Source organism: Candidatus Pelagibacter sp. PS_02 (assembly GCF_059418065.1).
In genome coordinates this window covers 835,853-854,860 of record NZ_CM182079.1, presented here as the reverse complement: position 1 = coordinate 854,860, position 19,008 = coordinate 835,853, and the positions used below count along the sequence as shown (strand labels likewise).

Annotated in this window: 16 protein-coding genes; 12 read left to right on the top strand and 4 right to left on the bottom strand. The window is 32.0% G+C overall.

Going from position 1 to position 19,008, the window contains the following annotated elements:
* Positions 1 to 3 precede the first annotated feature (3 nt).
* Positions 4 to 2,157, top strand: coding sequence for a trimethylamine N-oxide ABC transporter permease protein TmoV (gene tmoV, locus AC5SL4_RS04570; RefSeq protein WP_020169591.1), 2,154 nt, complete (start codon positions 4 to 6; stop codon positions 2,155 to 2,157).
* Between the two features lie 32 nt (positions 2,158 to 2,189).
* Here tmoV and AC5SL4_RS04565 read toward each other — a convergent pair whose 3' ends face one another.
* Positions 2,190 to 3,521 (bottom strand): trimethylamine monooxygenase, encoded by a 1,332-nt coding sequence (locus AC5SL4_RS04565; RefSeq protein ID WP_027307082.1) that lies wholly within the window; start codon positions 3,519 to 3,521, stop codon positions 2,190 to 2,192.
* 79 nt (positions 3,522 to 3,600) lie between these two features.
* On the opposite strand from AC5SL4_RS04565, the gene AC5SL4_RS04560 reads away from it, so the two are divergent.
* From AC5SL4_RS04560 to AC5SL4_RS04540, 5 genes are all read left to right on the top strand, one after another.
* Positions 3,601 to 4,629 (top strand): glycerol-3-phosphate dehydrogenase, encoded by a 1,029-nt coding sequence (locus AC5SL4_RS04560; protein ID WP_006997993.1) that lies wholly within the window; start codon positions 3,601 to 3,603, stop codon positions 4,627 to 4,629.
* On the top strand, positions 4,623 to 4,817 hold the full coding sequence (locus AC5SL4_RS04555; protein ID WP_011282287.1) for a hypothetical protein: 195 nt from the start codon (positions 4,623 to 4,625) through the stop codon (positions 4,815 to 4,817). Before AC5SL4_RS04560 ends, AC5SL4_RS04555 begins: the two co-directional genes overlap by 7 nt.
* 6 nt (positions 4,818 to 4,823) lie before the next feature.
* Positions 4,824 to 5,333, top strand: coding sequence for a TRAP transporter small permease subunit (locus AC5SL4_RS04550; RefSeq protein ID WP_011282286.1), 510 nt, complete (start codon positions 4,824 to 4,826; stop codon positions 5,331 to 5,333).
* Positions 5,333 to 6,664, top strand: a complete 1,332-nt coding sequence (locus AC5SL4_RS04545; RefSeq protein WP_011282285.1) for a TRAP transporter large permease — start codon at positions 5,333 to 5,335, stop codon at positions 6,662 to 6,664. The genes AC5SL4_RS04550 and AC5SL4_RS04545 overlap by 1 nt, the downstream gene beginning before the upstream one ends.
* 137 nt (positions 6,665 to 6,801) lie before the next feature.
* Entirely contained in the window at positions 6,802 to 7,878 is a 1,077-nt protein-coding gene (locus tag AC5SL4_RS04540; RefSeq protein WP_011282284.1) for a type 2 periplasmic-binding domain-containing protein, read from the top strand.
* Between the two features lie 47 nt (positions 7,879 to 7,925).
* On the opposite strand, the gene AC5SL4_RS04535 is transcribed toward AC5SL4_RS04540, so the two are convergent.
* Complete coding sequence (locus AC5SL4_RS04535) at positions 7,926 to 8,681, bottom strand: SDR family NAD(P)-dependent oxidoreductase (protein ID WP_027307077.1); 756 nt, start codon at positions 8,679 to 8,681, stop codon at positions 7,926 to 7,928.
* A gap of 1 nt (position 8,682) precedes the next feature.
* The gene (locus AC5SL4_RS04530; RefSeq protein WP_027307076.1) at positions 8,683 to 10,059 is read right to left on the bottom strand and encodes an aldehyde dehydrogenase family protein; all 1,377 of its coding nucleotides are present in this window, start codon (positions 10,057 to 10,059) and stop codon (positions 8,683 to 8,685) included.
* Between the two features lie 71 nt (positions 10,060 to 10,130).
* Between AC5SL4_RS04530 and AC5SL4_RS04525 the strand changes: the two genes are divergently transcribed.
* Both AC5SL4_RS04525 and AC5SL4_RS04520 read left to right on the top strand, forming a co-directional pair.
* Positions 10,131 to 11,297 (top strand): iron-containing alcohol dehydrogenase, encoded by a 1,167-nt coding sequence (locus tag AC5SL4_RS04525; protein ID WP_020169583.1) that lies wholly within the window; start codon positions 10,131 to 10,133, stop codon positions 11,295 to 11,297.
* Positions 11,294 to 12,085: a type 1 glutamine amidotransferase gene (locus AC5SL4_RS04520; protein ID WP_494587160.1), complete on the top strand. Its 792-nt coding sequence runs from the start codon at positions 11,294 to 11,296 to the stop codon at positions 12,083 to 12,085. Before AC5SL4_RS04525 ends, AC5SL4_RS04520 begins: the two co-directional genes overlap by 4 nt.
* A 3-nt stretch (positions 12,086 to 12,088) precedes the next feature.
* Here the strand turns inward: AC5SL4_RS04520 and AC5SL4_RS04515 are convergent, their stop codons facing one another.
* A complete protein-coding gene (locus AC5SL4_RS04515) occupies positions 12,089 to 13,774 on the bottom strand; it encodes a formate--tetrahydrofolate ligase (protein WP_027307074.1) in 1,686 nt (561 codons plus the stop codon).
* Between the two features lie 126 nt (positions 13,775 to 13,900).
* Between AC5SL4_RS04515 and AC5SL4_RS04510 the strand changes: the two genes are divergently transcribed.
* Genes AC5SL4_RS04510 through AC5SL4_RS04495 form a run of 4 tightly spaced genes read left to right on the top strand, consistent with a single transcriptional unit; the run spans position 13,901 to position 19,005 of the window.
* Positions 13,901 to 15,157, top strand: coding sequence for a sarcosine oxidase subunit beta family protein (locus AC5SL4_RS04510; RefSeq protein WP_027307073.1), 1,257 nt, complete (start codon positions 13,901 to 13,903; stop codon positions 15,155 to 15,157).
* On the top strand, positions 15,158 to 15,424 hold the full coding sequence (locus AC5SL4_RS04505; protein ID WP_271499032.1) for a sarcosine oxidase subunit delta: 267 nt from the start codon (positions 15,158 to 15,160) through the stop codon (positions 15,422 to 15,424).
* The gene (locus AC5SL4_RS04500; protein ID WP_006998000.1) at positions 15,425 to 18,421 is read left to right on the top strand and encodes a sarcosine oxidase subunit alpha family protein; all 2,997 of its coding nucleotides are present in this window, start codon (positions 15,425 to 15,427) and stop codon (positions 18,419 to 18,421) included.
* Positions 18,418 to 19,005: a sarcosine oxidase subunit gamma family protein gene (locus AC5SL4_RS04495; protein WP_018414298.1), complete on the top strand. Its 588-nt coding sequence runs from the start codon at positions 18,418 to 18,420 to the stop codon at positions 19,003 to 19,005. The genes AC5SL4_RS04500 and AC5SL4_RS04495 overlap by 4 nt, the downstream gene beginning before the upstream one ends.
* Positions 19,006 to 19,008 lie beyond the last annotated feature (3 nt).

The window sequence follows — 19,008 nt, the reverse complement described above, 5'->3', positions numbered from 1 at the left end:
AATATGGAATTATTAAAAAAATATCCAAAATTTTTTCAATGGTTTTTTTTATTAGGTGTATTTTTTTCTTTATGTTTTGCAATTGATGTTCCTGAGACTTACAATTTTATAAGAGGCCAAGCTGAATTTATTAAAGATCCTAATCAAAGTACTTATACATTGTTTGGTGCAGAGGTAAGGTATTTTGCTTTTGATGTTTTATGGAGATTACCTCCTTTATTAGGATGGTTACCTATTTGGATTAACGATTCATTATTCTTTTTAATGAATGATTGGATGCCAATAGAATTTTGGAATGAAGACACTCAAGAATTTAGAACTCAACCCTTAGTCTTACAAATAACAAGAAATTTAACTTCATTTATGACATTTCTCATAGAGTTAATTAGAGAAATTTTATTAGGTGGAATGGAAACTATTGTTGCGTTCACTAGTTGGGATTGGATTGATGCTAATCCCTGGGCAGAATTACCAGGACTTCCATGGACAATTGTAGCGGCAGGAGCAGCTATATTAGGCTACAAGTTAAGTGGTAAGGGTCTTGCTTTGTTTGCAGGTTTAGTAATGATTTATATTTCTGTTTTTGGTCAATGGAAGCCATCAATGCAAACTCTTTCTTTTATATTGGTAGCCGCACCACTTTCTTTTATTTTTGGTTTAACTTTGGGTGTTATGGCATTCAAAAGCAAACGTGTTGAAAAACTTTTATATCCAATACTTTTAGTTATGCAGACTATGCCTCAATATGCTGTATTAGTTCCTGCAATTGTTCTTTTCGGTATTGGTGACCATGCTGCTGTTATCATAACTATGGTTGTGGCTGTTCCACCAATGATATTATTAACTTTGTTGGGTCTAAGAGGAATACCCCCTGAAGTTATTGAGGCCGGTAGAATGAGTGGGTGTAATAATTGGCAACTTATGACTAAAGTGTTAATTCCTACTGCTAGAAGAGACATTTTAATTGGAGTTAACCAGGTCATAATGGTGTGTTTTTCTATGGCAGTTATTTCAGCATTTATAGGCGCAAAAGGTTTAGGGTTTAATTTATTATTAGCATTAAACCAGCTAAATATTGGATTAGCATTAGAGGCTGGTTTATGTATTAGTTTGATTGCAATACTTTTGGATAAGATGTCCTTAGCTTGGGCAAATAAGCAAATAGATTATTTTGGTAACTTGACTTATTTTCAGCGTAATAAAAATATATTATTTTTTGCAGCTGCTGTAATTCTAGGAATTATTTTTTCATATCTGGGGTCATTTTATTTTAAAGATGGGTCTAATTATTTATTTGAAGTTCCTCACAATAAAGGAATATCAACAGCAGATTTTTGGAATAAAGGTGTGGATTGGATTTGGGATACTTTCTTTCATACTTTAAAGATTTTTAATACTTGGTTGATAGTAGATGTGTTGCAACCCATGAGAGCTTTATATTTAAGAATGCCAGCAGTTGCTACTTTAGTTTTAGTCATTGGGGCGGGTTATATAATTGGAGGAATTCGTTCAGCTATTGTTGTGGGTGGATTAACTTTATTTATCGCATTGAGTCCTTGGTGGGATAGAGCTTTAGTTACATTGTACATGGCAACTTTTGGAGTTTTTATATCCACTATAATTGGATTTACAGTTGGAATTATATCATTTCAAAACAAGCATACTGCAAATTTTATGCTGGGCGTTTGTGATATCTTTCAAACCTTCCCTTCGTTTGTATACTTAATTCCTGTGATGATGCTTTTTGGAGTTACAGATACTTCAGTATTAATTGCTGTAATAGTTTATGCAACTATACCTGCAACAAGGTATACTATTGAAGGTTTAAGAAGTGTTCCAGAAGCTTTACATGACGCTGCCACAATGTCAGGTGTAACTAAAGTACAAAGGTTATTAAAAATTGAATTCCCTTTAGCTTTTCCTCATATGATGCTTGGTTTAAATCAAACAATTGTATTTGCTTTGTTCATGGTAATTATCGGGGCTTTTATTGGAACAGAAGATTTAGGACAGTACATTCTAAAAGCTCTATCTGATAAAAAGGGTGCAGGTATAGGATTGACATTGGGACTTTGTGTTGCTTTTATTGGCCTAATATTTGACCATTTAATCAGAACGTGGGTTGGAAAAAGAAAAAAACACCTTGGTATAGGATAGCTAACATTTTCTTAAACTAGTTAATAAATTTTTTATTTATTTAAAAATGTTTTTAAAGAGTCGTCCATAGCTTCTTCCCATGGTGTATGGTGAATTGGTCCAACAGAGCCTGTCACTGGTGAAGCAAATGATTTATTTCTATAAGTCATTATATTTTCCACTTTATGATGTTCCCATTCTTTAAAAGTTTTTCTAATTAATTCAAAATCAATTTTAGGATAATCAGATAAATCATGAAGTTCTTTGGTGTACTCAGTTTGAAAATCTATCATTTGTTCAGGATTTTCTAATTTTTCTTCCATTGATACCCATTTATTAATATCTTTTTCAATTTCAGATTCATTTGGAACTTTAATTTTCCCCATTATAACATCCCTTGCAAACCAAGCCTGACAATCAAACATATTAAAAGTATGAAATTGATCTTGCATACCTAAATACATTAATTTGTGATTATTTTGCCAAACCACACCTTTGTATAGCATCGGAGGATACAATCTATTGCCAGTTTTTAATTTAAGATCTTCAGATATAAAAGGGAAATGATGAAGATATCCAGTACATAAAATTACAGCATCTGCTTCTTGCACGTGGCCATCTTTAAATATTGCCTTATTTCCCTCAAGTCTATCTAAGTGAAAAACTTCTTTCATGCCTTTGGGCCATTTAAATCCCATCGGATTGTGTCTATAACCAATAGTAACACTTTTTGCCCCATACTTATGACACTGAAGAGCAACATCTTCAGCAGAATAACTACTTCCTAAAACAACAACATTCTTGCCTCGAAATTCTTCTGCATCTCTAAAATCATGAGAATGCATTATTCTTCCAGGAAATGATTTCATTCCAGGATATTCTGGGATGAATGGAACCGAAAAATGACCAGTAGATACAATTACGTAATCAAAAATATCTTTCGAAATTTTGTCATTTTTTTTATCTCGATAAGTAACCTCAAAGTTACTGTTTACATAAGAAATATTAGTAACAGAGGTGTTAAATTTTATTTTAGATTTTATATTTCCCTTTTTAACTCTACCTAAAATATAATCATATAAAACTGCTCTAGGTGGAAAAGAAGGAATTGGTTTTCCAAAGTGTTCATCAAATGAGTAGTCAGCAAATTCTAAACATTCTTTAGGGCCGTTTGACCAAAGATATCGATACATACTATTAGGTACAGGGTCACCGTATTGATCAGATCCAGTTCTCCAACTGTAGTTCCATAATCCTCCCCAATCTTCTTGCTTATCAAAACAAACTATTTCAGGTATTTTTTCACCATTTTTTTCTGCTTGTTCAAAGGATCTTAAAGCGGACAAACCACAAGGGCCAGCGCCAATAATAGCTACTTTTGTCATAATATCATCTCTCTCTATAAATTTATAACTGTACTTTACCAACAAAATGCTAAAAATTAATATAAAAAAATACTAAATTATGAAAAAAATTATTATTATTGGTGCTGGAGCAATGGGATCAGCTTTTGCTGTACCATGTCTTGAAAACCAAAATGAGGTAACACTCGTTGGTACGCATTTAGAAGATGATTTAATAAATAATATTAAATCTAATAACAATCTTCATCCAGCTTTAAATATTGAATTACCATCAAAATTGAAGGTAGAAAAATTTGAAAAATTACAATCAATACTTGAAGAGGGAGTAGACATCATGGTTGCTGGAGTTAGCTCGGTAGGAATTGAATGGTTTGTTAAGCAAATTACAAAGAGCTACAAAAAAAATCTTCCCATTATTTTATTAACCAAAGGCCTGGCTATTGAGGGAAATGAATTAATAACACTTTCAGATAAAATTAAAAAACTTCTCAAAGATGAAGGTCATACACAAGTAAATATTTCAGCGATTAAAGGACCCTGTTTGGCAGCAGGTCTTGCATATAAAATGAGGACAGGCACAGTTATTGCAAACCCAGATATCAAAGAAACTGAAAAATTAAAAAAAATTATATCAACAGATTACTATTCAACAGAAGTATCAGATGACTTAACTGGCATTGAATTATCAGGTGCAATTAAAAATATTTATTCTATGTTAATTGGAGCCTCAGAAGGGTTAAGTAATTCAAAAGCACCTAAAGAAATTCAATCTAAATATTATTTAAATACATCAGCCTCATTAATTCATAGATCAATATCTGAAATGGTTGAGTTTGTTTCTTTCTATGGAGGAAGACCTGAAACTGTTTATGGCCTAGCTGGTTTAGGTGATTTGTATGTTAGTGCAATAGGAGGAAGAAATAGCTTGATGGGAAAATATTTAGGCGAAGGATACCTTTATAAAGAAGCTAAAGAAAAATTTATGAAAAATATTACAGTTGAAGGTGCACAACTTGCATTGGAAATTGGTCCTAAAATTTTACAAGATCTTAATTCTAAACATTTTCCATTAATGTTTAGTATGTTAAATACTATATGCGATAATAAGAAATTAGAAATTCAATGGTAAAAAATATATTAATATTTGTTTTTATAATACTTGGAATGGTGGTTATTTTAAATTTTAGCGACCATAATCTTAAAAGAGCAGTAGATGCCTGTTTAGCTGGAAGCCAAAAACTATCTAAATCTAAAATTACTGATCTTGCGGAAGCTAAAAAATTTTGTGAAGAAGAAATTAAAAAAAATAAAAATTAGAAATTTATGCCAAAAATATTTTCAATTTATGTAAATATAATAGACAACATTTGTGTCAAAGTTGGCAGATTTGTAATGTACGGTGTTTTTTTTATGATGTTTCTTTTAATATTATCTTTCGTTACGAGAAACATTATTAACTATCCTTTAATGTGGATTATAGAGATGGCTCAATTTACTCTTACAGCGTATTATTTACTTGGGGGTGGTTACTCGATGATTACTGATGATCATGTTAGAATGGATTTATTCTATGGGAAACTATCTGCAAAAGGTAAAGCTAAAATGGATGTTTTTACAAGTATTTTCTTGATTTTTTTCTTGGTAGTTCTTCTTTATGGCTCTATTTCAAGTTTACAATATACATTGGAATACAAACAAAAACTTTTTACTGCTTGGGCGCCTTATCTTTGGCCCATAAAATCTTTGATGTTACTGGGTATACTCTTGATGTTATTACAAGCTTTTTCAATGTTAATTAAAGATATCGCAAAAATTAAAGGTATTAAAATATAATGCTCGCTCAATATCTAAGTTATGAATTTATTGCATTGTTCATGTTCATAACGATGTTGGCAATGATGTTTACTGGTCAAAGAGTGTTTGGTGCAATTGGATTTGTGGCTGTTATTTCAGCATTATTAGTTTGGGGAAATGGAGCTATTGAAATGCCATATACGGCTACATGGAAACTTTTTAAGTGGTATCCAATGCTTACGCTTCCACTTTTTATTTACATGGGTTTTATGATTTCAGAGTCAGGTATTGCTAGCGATTTATATAAAATGTTCCATGTATTTTTTGGTGGAATAAAAGGAGGCTTAGCAATTGGTACAATGTTCATGATGGTTGGAATTTCAGCTATGAATGGATTAAGTGTTGCTGGTATGGCTATAGGGGCAACTATTGCTCTCCCTGAAATGTTAAAACGTAATTATGATAAAAGAATGATTACTGGTGTCGTTCAAGCAGGAAGTTCGTTAGGAATTTTAATACCTCCAAGTGTTGTGATGGTTCTTTATGGTATGATCGCACGTCAACCAGTAAGTAAACTTTGGCTTGCAGGACTTTTACCAGGCCTTTTAATGGCTACCTTATTTATAATTTATATTTATGTAAGATGTCGTCTTCAACCTGAATTAGGTCCTGTATTAAGTGAAAAAGAAAGAAATATTCCACTTAAAGAAAAACTAAAACTTTTAACAGCTGGAATAATTCCATTTGTAATATTTATGTCCATGACTGGATTATTCTTAATGGGTATAGCAAGTTTAGTTGAGTGTTCTGCTGTAGGTGCTTTACTTGCAACTTTAGCATCCATTTACAAAAAAAGATTTACTCGAAAAGTTCTTGATACAACACTTAGAAAAACTCTTGGTGTTTCTTGCATGTTTATGTGGATAATATTAGCTGCACTATGTTTTGGAGCGGTATTTGATGGTCTTGGTGCTGCGCGTGCAATTGAAACTTTATTTATAGAAAGATGGCATTTAACTCCTTGGGGAGTTTTAATTATGATGCAACTTTCCTATATATTTATGGGAATGTTTTTAGATGATACGGCGATGTTAGTTATAGTGGCGCCACTTTATGTACCTCTAATTATCTCATTGGGATTCGATCCAATCTGGTACGGCGTTCTTTACACAATTACATGTCAGATTGCATATATGACCCCTCCGTTTGGTTATAATTTATTTCTTATGAGAGCAATGGCACCAAAAGAAATAACTTTATCTGATATTTATAAATCTATTACACCGTTTCTCTTAGTGATGCTCTTAGCATTGATTTTGGTTATGGTTTTTCCTCAAATTGCAACTTATCTTCCAAATAAGTACCTATAAAAAATAATAATACAACTTTAGGTTTTAAAGTTGAAAAAATTATCATTTAGTGGAATAAAAAATTTCATTTTTTGGTTTAATCATAATTTTTTTTATAATAGGGTTTAAAAATACTTTTTAACTAATAGGGAGAGTTAATGAAAAAAGAAAAAAAAATAATAACAAGTAAGAGGCGATCGTTTATTAAGAAAGCTGGCTTGTTAACTTTTGGTGTAGCAGGAGCAAGTGTTGTTAAAGCACCTTACGCTTATTCTGCATCAAACCCAATTAAATGGAGGCTTCAAACATATTCTGGAGCTCCGCTTGGTGCACATGTTATCAAACCACAAATTGAAGCATTTAATAAAGCTGCTTATGGTGAAATGGAAATTGAACTGTATTATGCGGATCAATTAGTTCCTACCGATGAACTATTCAGAGCCATGCAAGCAGGAACTCTAGATGCCGTACAAAGTGATGATGCTACAATGGGATCACCAGTTGATATCTCAGTGTTTGGTGGATATTTTCCATTTGCAACTAGATACAGCTTAGACGTTCCAGCTTTATTTAAATATTATGGTTTAAATGAAATTTGGGATGAAGCTTATAGTGAGGTTGAAGGTGTTAAATGGTTGAGCACAAGTGCTTGGGATCCATGTCATCTTTTCACTGTAAACAAAAAAGTTACTTCTTTAGCAGATATGAAGGGCCTAAGAGTTTTTGGTGTTCCTACTGCTGGAAAATTCTTGGCGCAATACGGTCTAATACCAGTTACGGTTCCTTGGGATGATGTGGAAGTTGCTATGCAAACCGGAGAACTAGATGGTGTTGCTTGGTGCGGGTTTACTGAGGCATATGAAGTGGGTTGGGCTGATATCTGCAAGTATGCATTAACTAACTCTGTTACAGGAGCATGGTTTGGATCTTACTTTGCTAATCAAAAAGCTTGGGACAAATTAAGTCCAAAACTTCAAGCACTTTACAGAATGTCTATTAATGACTCTCATTATTATAGACAAGTTTGGTATTGGGGTGGAGAAGCTGATCTTCGTGTTAATGGGAAAAAAATGGAACTAACAAGTCTTCCTGATAATGAATGGGCTAAAGTCGTAAACGACTCTAAAGCATTCTGGGATGAGACTTCAAGTATTAGTCCAAGAGCTAAAAAAGTTGTGGATGCATTTAAGTTATATGCAAACACAATGGAAAAAGCTGGATACCCTTATAGATAATAAATATTTTTTAGGCGCCTCAAGAAAGAGGCGCCTAAAGTTAATAACTACGGATTAGCCGTAAGACCCCCATCAACAATCAATTCAGTTCCAGTAATATAATCTGCTTGATCACTTAATAAGAATAAAGAAGCATTTGAAATATCTTCGGGTTTACCTACTTTATTTAAAGGAATAAATTTTTCTAAATTTTTCTTTGTATTAGGATTTTTTTTCCATCTAATCTGCATACCCGTATCTATTGGCCCAGGTAAGATTATATTTGATCTAATTTTGTTAGATGCAAATTGAATGGCAAAGGACTTTGAAAGTCTAATCATTGCTGCTTTTGAAGCACCATAAGCGTCTTGAGGTTTGTCATCACCAGATAATGCATCAATGGAAGATATATGCACCATTGAACCAAATTTATTTTTAATCATTTTAGGTACAATAATTTTTGAAAGATACATCATAGATTTTAAATTTATTTCAAAAACTTTATCCCATACATTAAAATCTATATTTACCGCTGATACATCTTTATCAAACCAAAGAACACCAGTTGTATTAACTAGGTAGTCCAATCTTTTGTGTTTTTTATAAAAATTATCGATATATACTTTCAATTTATTAAAATTAGTTACATCAACTTTTTTAAATTCACATTTTTTATTATTATCTAAAAATTCTTTACTAGGACTTTTTAAATCTAACATTAAAACTGAAATATTGTTTTGAGATAGTTTTTTTGACATCTCTAAACCCATACCACCACTTGCACCAGTGATTACAGCAGTTTTACCTTTAAAATTTAATTTCATTTTATTGTTCTTTTCTTAAGTGAAAGCTTTTTGGTGAAGTTAATTTTTCATAAGCTACCTCAGATAGCGAACAACCTTTTCCGGTTTCATTAACACCAGTCCATGATAATGCAGGATCTAGATAATCACATCTATTCATATAAAACGTGCCTGTATTAATTTGATTGCCAATTTTTTGAGCAACATCAAGATCTTTTGTCCAAACTGAAGCTGTTAATCCATAAGGACTATCATTCATTAATTTAATTGCTTCATTATCATCTTTAACCTTCATAATCCCAACACAGGGTCCAAAAGTTTCTTCAGTCATAAAAGCCATATCATGGTTCACGTTTGTTAAAACCTGAGGAATTAAATAATTTTTATGTTCTTTTGAAAAGTTAAATTTACTTTCATCAATCATTTTTTTTGCACCTTTATCAATTGCAGAGTTTATTTGTTGTAAAATAAAATCAGCAGCTGATAGTTTAACCACAGGACCTAAGTTGGTTTCTTTTTCTAATGGATTTCCAAGTTTGTAATTATAAGTTTTTGAAACAAACAATTCTAAAAAATTATTATAAATTTTTTCATCAACATAAATTCTTTCTATTCCACAACATGATTGACCTGAGTTAAAAAAAGATCCATCAACCAAATTTTCAACTGTTTTTTCTAAGTCACAATCATATCTGGCATAAGCTGGATCTTTACCACCCAATTCTAAAGTCATATCAATAAATTTATTCTGAGTTGCTCTTTGAACATCGTAACCTGCTTTTACTGATCCAGTGAATGAGACAAAATTAATTCGCTTATCAGAAACAATTTTTAAACTATCTTCATGGTTTAAATGTAAATAATTAAAAATATCCTTAGGCAGAATTTTTTTAGCTGATTGGTAAAGTTGCTCAGAACATAAAGGGGTTTGAGCAGAATGTTTTAATATAACAGAATTACCTGCTGCCATAGCTGGTATTATAGAGTTTACTGCAACGAGGTATGGATAGTTCCATGGCGCTATTACAAAAACTACACCAAGAGCTTTTCTTTTTATATAACTTTTAAAATTATCATCTTTTGCTACATCAATATTTGATAATTTCTTTTCTGCAATAGATAGCATGTAATCGGCTCTTTCTTTAAAGCCCTTTAATTCACCAGCCGCTTGAGAAATAGGTCTACCAATTTGTCTACTTAGTTCTTCACAAATCAGATCGCTTCTTGATAAAAAATCTTCAACAAAACTTGTTAATAGTTTTACTCTTTCTTTAATATCTAGATCGGCCCACATTTTTTGAGCTTTCATTGAGCCATTAATAGTTTCTTCTATTTTAGCTCCATCATAATTTCTTTCGATATAAAGGGTATTATCAATAGGTGTAATAGTTTTTTGCATAAATATTTCGGTTAAAATTATTTTAGAAAGTGATATACATCAACCAACTTTATAAAACACTAAAACATAATATGCAAAAATACAACTGGAATTATCCTACTACAATGTGGGTAGGTGAAAATAGAATTAATGATGTTGCTTCAGCATGTAAAAATTTAAACATTAAAAAGCCACTGCTTGTTACTGATAATGGATTAGCTCAATCAGTTATTGTTAAAAACACTTTATCGATTTTAAAAGAGGGTGGAATTATTGCTGCATTATATTCAAATGTTGTTGGTAACCCAACTGGCACGAATGTTAATGAAGGTGTTGATAGTTATAAAAAAAACAATTGTGATGGTGTTATTGCGTTTGGAGGTGGTAGTGGTTTAGATGTTGGTAAAGCAGTTGCTTTTATGTCAGGTCAAAATCTACCTATTTGGGATTTCGAAGATGTTGGAGATAATTGGACTAAAGCAAACTCTGATAAGATTGCTCCCATTATTGCAGTACCTACTACTGCGGGCACTGGTTCTGAAACTGGCAGAGCATCAGTAATATTAAATGAAGAAACAGGCGTGAAAAATATTATTTTTCATCCAAAATTTTTACCATCAATAGTTATTTTAGATCCAATTTTAACAGTTGGATTACCAGCAAAAATGACTGCAGCAACTGGAATGGATGCACTAGCACATAATTTAGAAGCCTATTGTGCACCAGGCTATCATCCGATGGCAGATGGAATTGCTTTAGAAGGAATGAGATTAATTGATAAGTGGCTATTAGAAGCTGTTAGCAATGGATCTAATATTGAAGCAAGAATGAATATGTTAACAGCAGCTAGTATGGGCTCAACTGCATTTCAAAAAGGACTAGGAGCAATTCATTCTCTAAGTCACCCTGTCAATGCATTAAATAATATTCATCACGGTTTATCTAATGCAATATTTATGCCTTACGTGTTAACTTTTAACAAAGATGTAATTGAAAAGAAAATAATTAAAATTTGTGACTATTTAGAACTTAAAGACAGATCTTTTGATGGTTTTGTTAACTGGGTTTTAGATTTAAGAAAAAAACTTGATATGCCTCATAAATTATCAGAAGTGATTGATGAAAAAGATTTTGATATTGATAGATTATCAAAAATGGCTTTAGCAGACCCATCTACTGGAGGAAATCCAAAAAAATTAACTGAGGATGATATGAGGATAATGTACCAGAACAGTATGACGGGTGAATTGTTTAAATGAGTGATTTAAATATTTTAATTGTTGAAGGAAATATTAGAGAAGATAGTGAGTTTTTTATTAAAGCAGCTGGAGCTTCTGCAGCAGATAATTTAAAAAATTTAATCTTAAAAATAGAACCATCTGCAATTACTGAAATTATAAATCCTGGTAATGATGATGAGACTACGAATGTTCTAAAAGACATGAGTAAATATAATGGTATTGTCTTTACGGGTGGTGCAATGCGAATAAATGATATGACGGATGTGATTAAGAAACATATTAATTTTGCATCAAATTGTTTTACTCAAAAAAAGAAGATTTTAGCTATTTGTTGGGGATTACAAGTTTGTTCTACAGCAGCTGGAGGCAAGGTAAACCCTGGTAAAAATGGTGCTCACATTGGAATTGCATCAGATGTAATTATTAATAATGAAGGTGAGAAGCATTTTATTTACAAAGATAAGAAAAAAATTTTTACATCACCCGCATTTAATTTTGATGAAGTAAGTGAATTACCGGAAAATGCTATTCTTCTATCAAGTGATAAAGTTAACAATGTAATGGGTGTTAGTTTTAGAGCGGGAAACTCTGAAATTATTGGCTTACAGTATCATCCTGATTATGAGTACTTTCAGATGCTTAAACTTATTGAAGGTCGTAAAGAACGACTATTTGTAAATAAAAATTTTTTAAATGAAGAAGAGTATGAAAGTCATATCTCATACATAAAATCTCAAAACGAACTATTAGATTTTAATGACAGAACATGTGAAGTTAGAAACTGGCTTAATTATCTGCGTAACTAGTTTCTAAAATAGACCTTCAATTTCACCATCTTTATTTAGCTTAATTGAATCTGCTGCTGGAACTCTTGGTAACCCAGGCATCGTCATAACAGCTCCACATATAACAACAATAAACTCTGCTCCAGAAGAAAGTTTAATCTCCCTAATTGGTAAAGAGTGTCCTGTTGGTGCACCTTTTAAGCTTGGATCTGTTGAGAAGCTGTATTGGGTTTTTGCAATACAAATTGGAAAGTCACCATATCCAGCATCTTCAAAGCTTTTTAATTGATCTCTAATTTTAGTATCTGCAATAACCTCATCTGCTCTATAAATTTCTTTTGCAATTGTTTCTATTTTTTTAAAAAGAGGAGTTTTACTTTCATATAAGAATTTAAATTTATCCTCATTTTTCTCACATAATTCAGCAACATGACTTGCAAGTTCTTTTGTACCTTCGCCACCATTTGCCCAATGAGTACAAAGACTTGCTTTAACTCCAATAGTGTCACAAAATTCTATCAAAGCTTTTACTTCATTCTCTGTATCTTTAATAAAATGATTAACAGCTACTGCAACTGGTAAACCAAATTTTTTTACATTTTCTACATGTCTTTGAAGGTTAACTAGACCTTTTTTTAAGGCTTCTACATTTTCTGTTTTAAGATCATCTTTTGCTACACCACCATGCATTTTTAATGCTCTAATAGTTGCAACAATTACAACACAACTAGGTTTTAAATCTGATTTTCTACATTTAATATCAAGGAATTTTTCTGCACCAAGGTCTGCACCAAATCCTGCTTCTGTCACAACATAGTCAGCAAGTTTTAGTCCAGTCTTTGTTGCAATTACAGAATTACAGCCATGAGCAATGTTAGCAAAAGGGCCACCATGAATAATTGCAGGATTATTTTCTAAAGTTTGAGTAACGTTAGGTCGAATTGCATCTTTTAATAATACTGTCATTGGACCTTGTGCTTTTAAATCTTTAGCATAAACAGGTTTTTTATCTCTAGTATAAGCAATTGTAATATTTCCTATTCTCTTTTCTAAATCTTCTAAATCATTTGATAAGCAAAAGATTGCCATGATTTCAGATGCAACAGTAATATCAAAACCATCTTCTCTTGGAAAACCATTTGCAACTCCACCTAAGTTTATATTTATAGATCTTAAAGAACGATCGTTCATATCGATTACTCTTTTCCAGACAATTCTTCTAACATCTATATCAAGTTTATTTCCCCAATAGATATGATTATCAATTAAGGCTGACAACAAATTATGAGCTGATGTTATTGCATGAAAATCTCCAGTAAAATGTAAATTAATTTGTTCCATTGGAACTACTTGAGCATAACCACCACCTGCTGCTCCACCTTTCATTCCAAAAGAGGGACCAAGGCTTGGTTCTCTTAAACAAACAATGGATTTTTTTCCAATTTTGTTTAATCCATCATTTAAACCAACTGAAGTTGTGGTTTTTCCTTCACCAGCTGGTGTAGGAGTGATTGCCGTCACTAATACAAGTTTTCCATTTGGTTTATCTTTTAAAGTGTCTAAATATTCTAAATTAATCTTTGCAATGTGTCTTCCCATTGGACTAAAAGCTGAGCTTTCATCGGGCACATTTATCTTGGCTAAAATATCATTTATAGGTTGCATTTTAGCTTCTCTAGCTATTTGAATGTCTGACTTAACTTCGCTCATTTTAAACTCCTATAAAATTAATTTTTAATGCCCAATTGATATCTTATTTTAAATTTTTGGAAACTTCTAAAAAATATATATAAAAAAAATAAGAACTATTTATATTCCTTTGTATAAAATTATTTTATGCAAAAATATTCTATATTTAATTTGATCAAAAATGCCTTCTCTGGTCATCAAAATTGGGATTTGGCTTGGAAAGATCCAACTCCTAAAAAAGAATATGATGTGGTTATAATTGGTGGAGGTGGTCACGGCCTAGCAACTGCTTATTATTTAGCTAAAGAACACAATATCACAAACGTTGCTATCATTGAAAAAGGTTGGATCGGGGGTGGAAATGTTGGAAGAAATACCACAATCATTAGATCGAACTACATGCATGACGATAATGCATTGTTCAGTGAGTTTGGAATGGATTTGTGGAGAAAAATGAGTCAGGATTTAAACTACAATGTAATGTTTTCCCCAAGAGGAATTATTAACCTTGCTCACTCGGATGCACAGATGAATGTTTTCGCAAGGAGAGGAAACTCAATGCGATTAAATGGTATCGATGCAGTTTTATTAAATAGAGAAGAGGTAAAAGAAATTATTCCAATGGCTGACTTTTCAGACAATGTAAGGTTTCCTATATTTGGTGGACTGATGCAACCAAGCGCTGGAACAGCAAGGCATGATGCTGTTGCTTGGGGTTATGCACGTCAAGCGGATTCAATGGGTGTAGATATTATTCAAAATTGTGAAGTAACAGGTTTTGATGTTGTAGGTGGAAAAATTCAAGGAGTTAGAACTTCACGAGGAGATATTAAAGTTAAAAAAATTGGACTGTGTGTTGCAGGTAGTACAAATGTTTTAGCAGAGAAATTAAATATGACAGTACCAATTGAAACACATCTTCTACAAGCTTGTGTTTCAGAACCAGTTAAACCTGTTTTAGATAAAGTTGTAACTTTTGGTGCAGGACACTTTTATATTAGTCAGTCGGATAAAGGTGAGATGGTAATGGGAGGAGATTTGGATGGCTATAATAGCTATGCGCAAAGAGGAAACCTTCCAACCCTTCAACATGTTTTAACTGAAGGAATTGCGATGATGCCTTTTCTTAGCAAACTAAAAATGCTTAGAACTTGGGGTGGGATAATGGATATGTCTATGGACGGCTCGCCTATAATAGATAAAACTCATATTGAAGGATTATATTTAAATTGTGGATGGTGTTATGGTGGATTTAAAGCAACACCAGCATCAGGATGGACATTTGCACATACAATTGCACAAGATAGAGTTCACAAATTAAATGCTGGATATAGTTTAAATAGATTTCACACAGGTCACTTATTAGATGAAAAAGGACTTGGAACTAAAACGTGGATTTCATAAATGCTTCATATTAAATGTCCTCACTGTGGGATGAGATCTCAAAATGAATTTTCATACGGTGGTGATGCAACCGTTAAAAGACCAGAACTTAATAAAGAAGTTTCAGATCAAGATTGGGATAATTTTGTCTATAATAGAAAAAGTTTAAGAGGAAAACACAAAGAGCTATGGCAACATATATCAGGATGCAGACAGTGGATTAAAGTAGAAAGAGACACTGCAACTCACGAAATATTTAAAACCGTTAAAGCTAACGAAGATATTTAAATGACTCAAAATTATAGACTAGATAATGTTGGATTAATAAATAGAGATAAAAAAATCTCATTTAAATTTAATGGCGTGACTTATTTTGGTTATGAGGGAGATACCTTAGCTTCAGCGTTGCTTGCTAATGGAGTTCATTTAATAGGAAGAAGCTTTAAATATCACAGACCCAGAGGTTTTTTTGGTGCAGGAGTGGATGAACCATACGCAATTGTTCAACTATATAGAAATAATGAAACTGAACCAAATGTAAAAGCTACAGAACAAGAGCTCTTTGAAGGTTTGGAAGCAACAAGCGTTAATTGCTGGCCAAGTGTTAATTTTGACATCGGTGCTATCAATAATTTATTAAAAATATTTCTTCCAGCAGGATTTTATTACAAAACTTTTATGTGGCCAAAAAGTTTTTGGTACAAAGTTTATGAACCATTTATAAGAAAAGCAGCAGGACTTGGAGTTGCATCAATTGAACATGATAAGGAAAGATACGAACACAAATATGAGTATTGTGATTTACTAATTGCAGGTTCAGGACCTTCTGGTTTAGCAAGTGCATATGCTGCTGCTAAAAATGGAGCAAGAGTAATTTTAGCAGAAGACAAGCCTAGATTTGGTGGAACTTTATTAACTAGCGAGGTTAATATTGGAAATCAAACAGGAAAAGAATGGGCTGAAAATATTATTTCTGAACTTAAAGAAATGCCTAATGTTATTGTTAAAAATAGATCTCAAGTATTTGGTTACTATGATCACAATATGTTAGTGATGTCAGAAAAATTAAGTGATCACTTACCTAAAACTAAAAAATATAATCCAAAACAAAGACTTTGGTATATTAGAGCAAAAGAAGTTTTAATTTCATCAGGATCAATTGAAAGACCTTTAGTATTTGGAAATAATGATACACCAGGTGTGATGCTGTCTTCTGCAGCAAAAGAATATTTAAAAGTTTATGGAGTGTTAGTTGGTAAAAAACCTTTAATATTTACCAATAATGATAGCGGATATGAAACGGCTATAGAGTTTAAAAAAAATGGTGTTGATCCAATTATTTTAGATACAAGAAAAGAACCAAAGTCAGAAATTATAGATGAAGCAAAAAAACTAGATATTGAAATTAAATTTTCTTACGTAGTAGTTGCTGCTAAAGGGTATAAAAAAGTTAAATCAGCTGAAGTTGCTAAAATTTCTGATGATAAAAACGAACTAGGAACTTTAGAAAATATTAATTGTGATTGTATTTGTGTTTCAGGCTTTTGGACACCAACAATACATTTAGCTTCTCAATCAGGAAATAAAACTACTTTTAATAAGGATATAGATGCATTTGTACCTGGATTATCAAAACAAAATGAAACAACTTTAGGCGCTGCTAATGGAACTTTTACATTAGAAGAAACTTTAAAAAGTTCATTTGAAACTGGATATGAACTTTCAAAAAAAATTACTAATAATGATAACAAAACATCATCACCAACAGTTATGGAAAAAAAATCTACCACCCATGATAAATTTTGGTGTGTGCCTTTGCCTAAAGGAAAAACATATAAAAGATTTTTAGATTTTCAAAACGATGTAGCTGTTTCAGATGTAGAAATTGCACTAAAAGAAGGGTATCGATCCATAGAACATGTAAAAAGATACACGACACTAGGAATGGCCACAGACCAAGGAAAAACAAGTAATCTCAACGGTTTGCAGCTAGTTTCAAATATTGAAAATAAAATAGTGCCAGAAGTAGGTCATACAACTTTTAGGCCTCCATATACACCAGTTACTATTGGTGCAATTGTTGGAAGAGAAGTTGGCAAACATTCAAAACCAACAAGAAAATCACCAATGCACACTTGGCATGAAAAAAATAATGCTGTGTTTGTAGATGCAGGTGTTTGGTTGAGACCAAGATATTATAAAATTGGAGAAGAAACTTTATTTGAAGGTTCAAAAAGAGAAGCTAAAAACGTTAGAACAAATGTAGGTGTTTGTGACGTAACTACTTTAGGTAAAATTGACATTAAAGGACCTGATGCAGCAGAGCTACTAAATAGAGTTTACACTAATGCTTGGTTAAAACTGCCAGTTGGTAAAGCAAGGTATGGTGTAATGTTAAGAGAAGATGGAATTGTTATGGATGATGGAACAACAACAAGAATTTCTGAAAACCATTATCATATGACAACAACAACAGCACAAGCAGCGAATGTTTTATCTCATCTTGAATATTATCTACAACTTGTATGGCCAGAACTAAATGTAAATGTGGTTTCAACTACAGAGCAATGGGCAGGAGCTGCAATTGCTGGGCCAAAATCTAGAGACTTATTACAAAAATTATTTCCAAATATTGATGCTTCAAATGAAGGATTACCTTTTATGGGATATTTAGAAGCAGATTTATTTGGAGTTCACGCACGAATTTTTAGAATTTCATTTTCAGGAGAGCTTGCTTATGAAGTTAATGTCGAATCTGATAATGGAAACTTTATGTGGGAGAAGATAATGGAAGTAGGACAAGAATTTAAAATTCAACCTTATGGCACTGAAGCATTATCAACTCTAAGAATTGAAATGGGTCACATTGCAGGATCAGAACTTGATGGCAGAACCATTCCTTATGATAACTCTTTAGAAGGACTGGTTAGTAAAAAGAAAGATTTTATAGGGAAACGCTCATTAGAAAGAGAAGCATTTATAGCTGAAGATAGACAAAAAGTAGTAGGGGTTGTTCCAATTGATAAGAAAACAAGTATCCCGGAAGGGTCTCATTTAGTTAAAGATGCAATGGCTCCAACACCAAATCCTAAATTAGGATATATTTCAGCATCTTGTTGGAGTGTTGAATACGATAATCCATTTTCACTAGCAATTCTTAAGGATGGAAAAAATATGATAGGGAAAAAACTATTTGCAATGTCTCCTTTAAAAAATAAAACAATACCAGTTGAGATTGTTTCATCGCATTATGTTGATCCAAAAGGTGAAAGAGTAAGATCATGACTTCAATTTCTGCTTTAAAGAATATTCATATCAAAGGTTTATTTGGTGATCATGAAGGAAAAAATGATAAAGAGCTGTTAAAAATAAGCGAATTAAGCGACTATCTAATCATTCAAATTGTTAAGTATAATAGTTCAGCAATAACTATTGAAAATATTAAGTTAGATGATTTGAACTTAAAAAATGAAACTCAAAATATAAGCTGTAACACCAATACAAGAATTTTATGGAATGGACCAAATAACTGGCTTTTAGTTTCTTCAAAGAAAGAAATTTTAAAAGAAATTAATGAAAAATTACCAGAAACAGATTTCGCCATAACAAATATATCTCATAGCAGAGCGATAATTCAAATAGAGGGAAAAAATACAAAAGAGATATTAAAAAAAGGATGTCCTTTTAATTTTAATGAATTGAAAAAAAATACTTGTTTAAATTCAATTTATAACGGAATGTCAGTTACAATTGATATGCTAGATGACAATCCAGATAAAGTTAGAATATTTACATTAAGAAGTTTTGGAGAATCTTTTTATCATTCAATTACTGATGCTTGCTTAGAATTTGGTTATAAAGGAATTTAAAAA

Excerpts from the sequence above, each read along its gene's own strand:
- AC5SL4_RS04560 (WP_006997993.1), top strand. The coding sequence starts at position 3,601 with ATGAAAAAAATTATTATTATTGGTGCTGGAGCAATGGGATCAGCTTTT.
- AC5SL4_RS04555 (WP_011282287.1), top strand. The coding sequence starts at position 4,623 with ATGGTAAAAAATATATTAATATTTGTTTTTATAATACTTGGAATGGTG.
- AC5SL4_RS04515 (WP_027307074.1), bottom strand. The coding sequence starts at position 13,774 with ATGAGCGAAGTTAAGTCAGACATTCAAATAGCTAGAGAAGCTAAAATG.
- AC5SL4_RS04565 (WP_027307082.1), bottom strand. The coding sequence starts at position 3,521 with ATGACAAAAGTAGCTATTATTGGCGCTGGCCCTTGTGGTTTGTCCGCT.
- AC5SL4_RS04550 (WP_011282286.1), top strand. The coding sequence starts at position 4,824 with ATGCCAAAAATATTTTCAATTTATGTAAATATAATAGACAACATTTGT.
- AC5SL4_RS04540 (WP_011282284.1), top strand. The coding sequence starts at position 6,802 with ATGAAAAAAGAAAAAAAAATAATAACAAGTAAGAGGCGATCGTTTATT.
- tmoV (WP_020169591.1), top strand. The coding sequence starts at position 4 with ATGGAATTATTAAAAAAATATCCAAAATTTTTTCAATGGTTTTTTTTA.
- AC5SL4_RS04535 (WP_027307077.1), bottom strand. The coding sequence starts at position 8,681 with ATGAAATTAAATTTTAAAGGTAAAACTGCTGTAATCACTGGTGCAAGT.
- AC5SL4_RS04545 (WP_011282285.1), top strand. The coding sequence starts at position 5,333 with ATGCTCGCTCAATATCTAAGTTATGAATTTATTGCATTGTTCATGTTC.
- AC5SL4_RS04520 (WP_494587160.1), top strand. The coding sequence starts at position 11,294 with ATGAGTGATTTAAATATTTTAATTGTTGAAGGAAATATTAGAGAAGAT.
- AC5SL4_RS04530 (WP_027307076.1), bottom strand. The coding sequence starts at position 10,059 with ATGCAAAAAACTATTACACCTATTGATAATACCCTTTATATCGAAAGA.
- AC5SL4_RS04525 (WP_020169583.1), top strand. The coding sequence starts at position 10,131 with ATGCAAAAATACAACTGGAATTATCCTACTACAATGTGGGTAGGTGAA.
- AC5SL4_RS04500 (WP_006998000.1), top strand. The coding sequence starts at position 15,425 with ATGACTCAAAATTATAGACTAGATAATGTTGGATTAATAAATAGAGAT.
- AC5SL4_RS04505 (WP_271499032.1), top strand. The coding sequence starts at position 15,158 with ATGCTTCATATTAAATGTCCTCACTGTGGGATGAGATCTCAAAATGAA.
- AC5SL4_RS04495 (WP_018414298.1), top strand. The coding sequence starts at position 18,418 with ATGACTTCAATTTCTGCTTTAAAGAATATTCATATCAAAGGTTTATTT.
- AC5SL4_RS04510 (WP_027307073.1), top strand. The coding sequence starts at position 13,901 with ATGCAAAAATATTCTATATTTAATTTGATCAAAAATGCCTTCTCTGGT.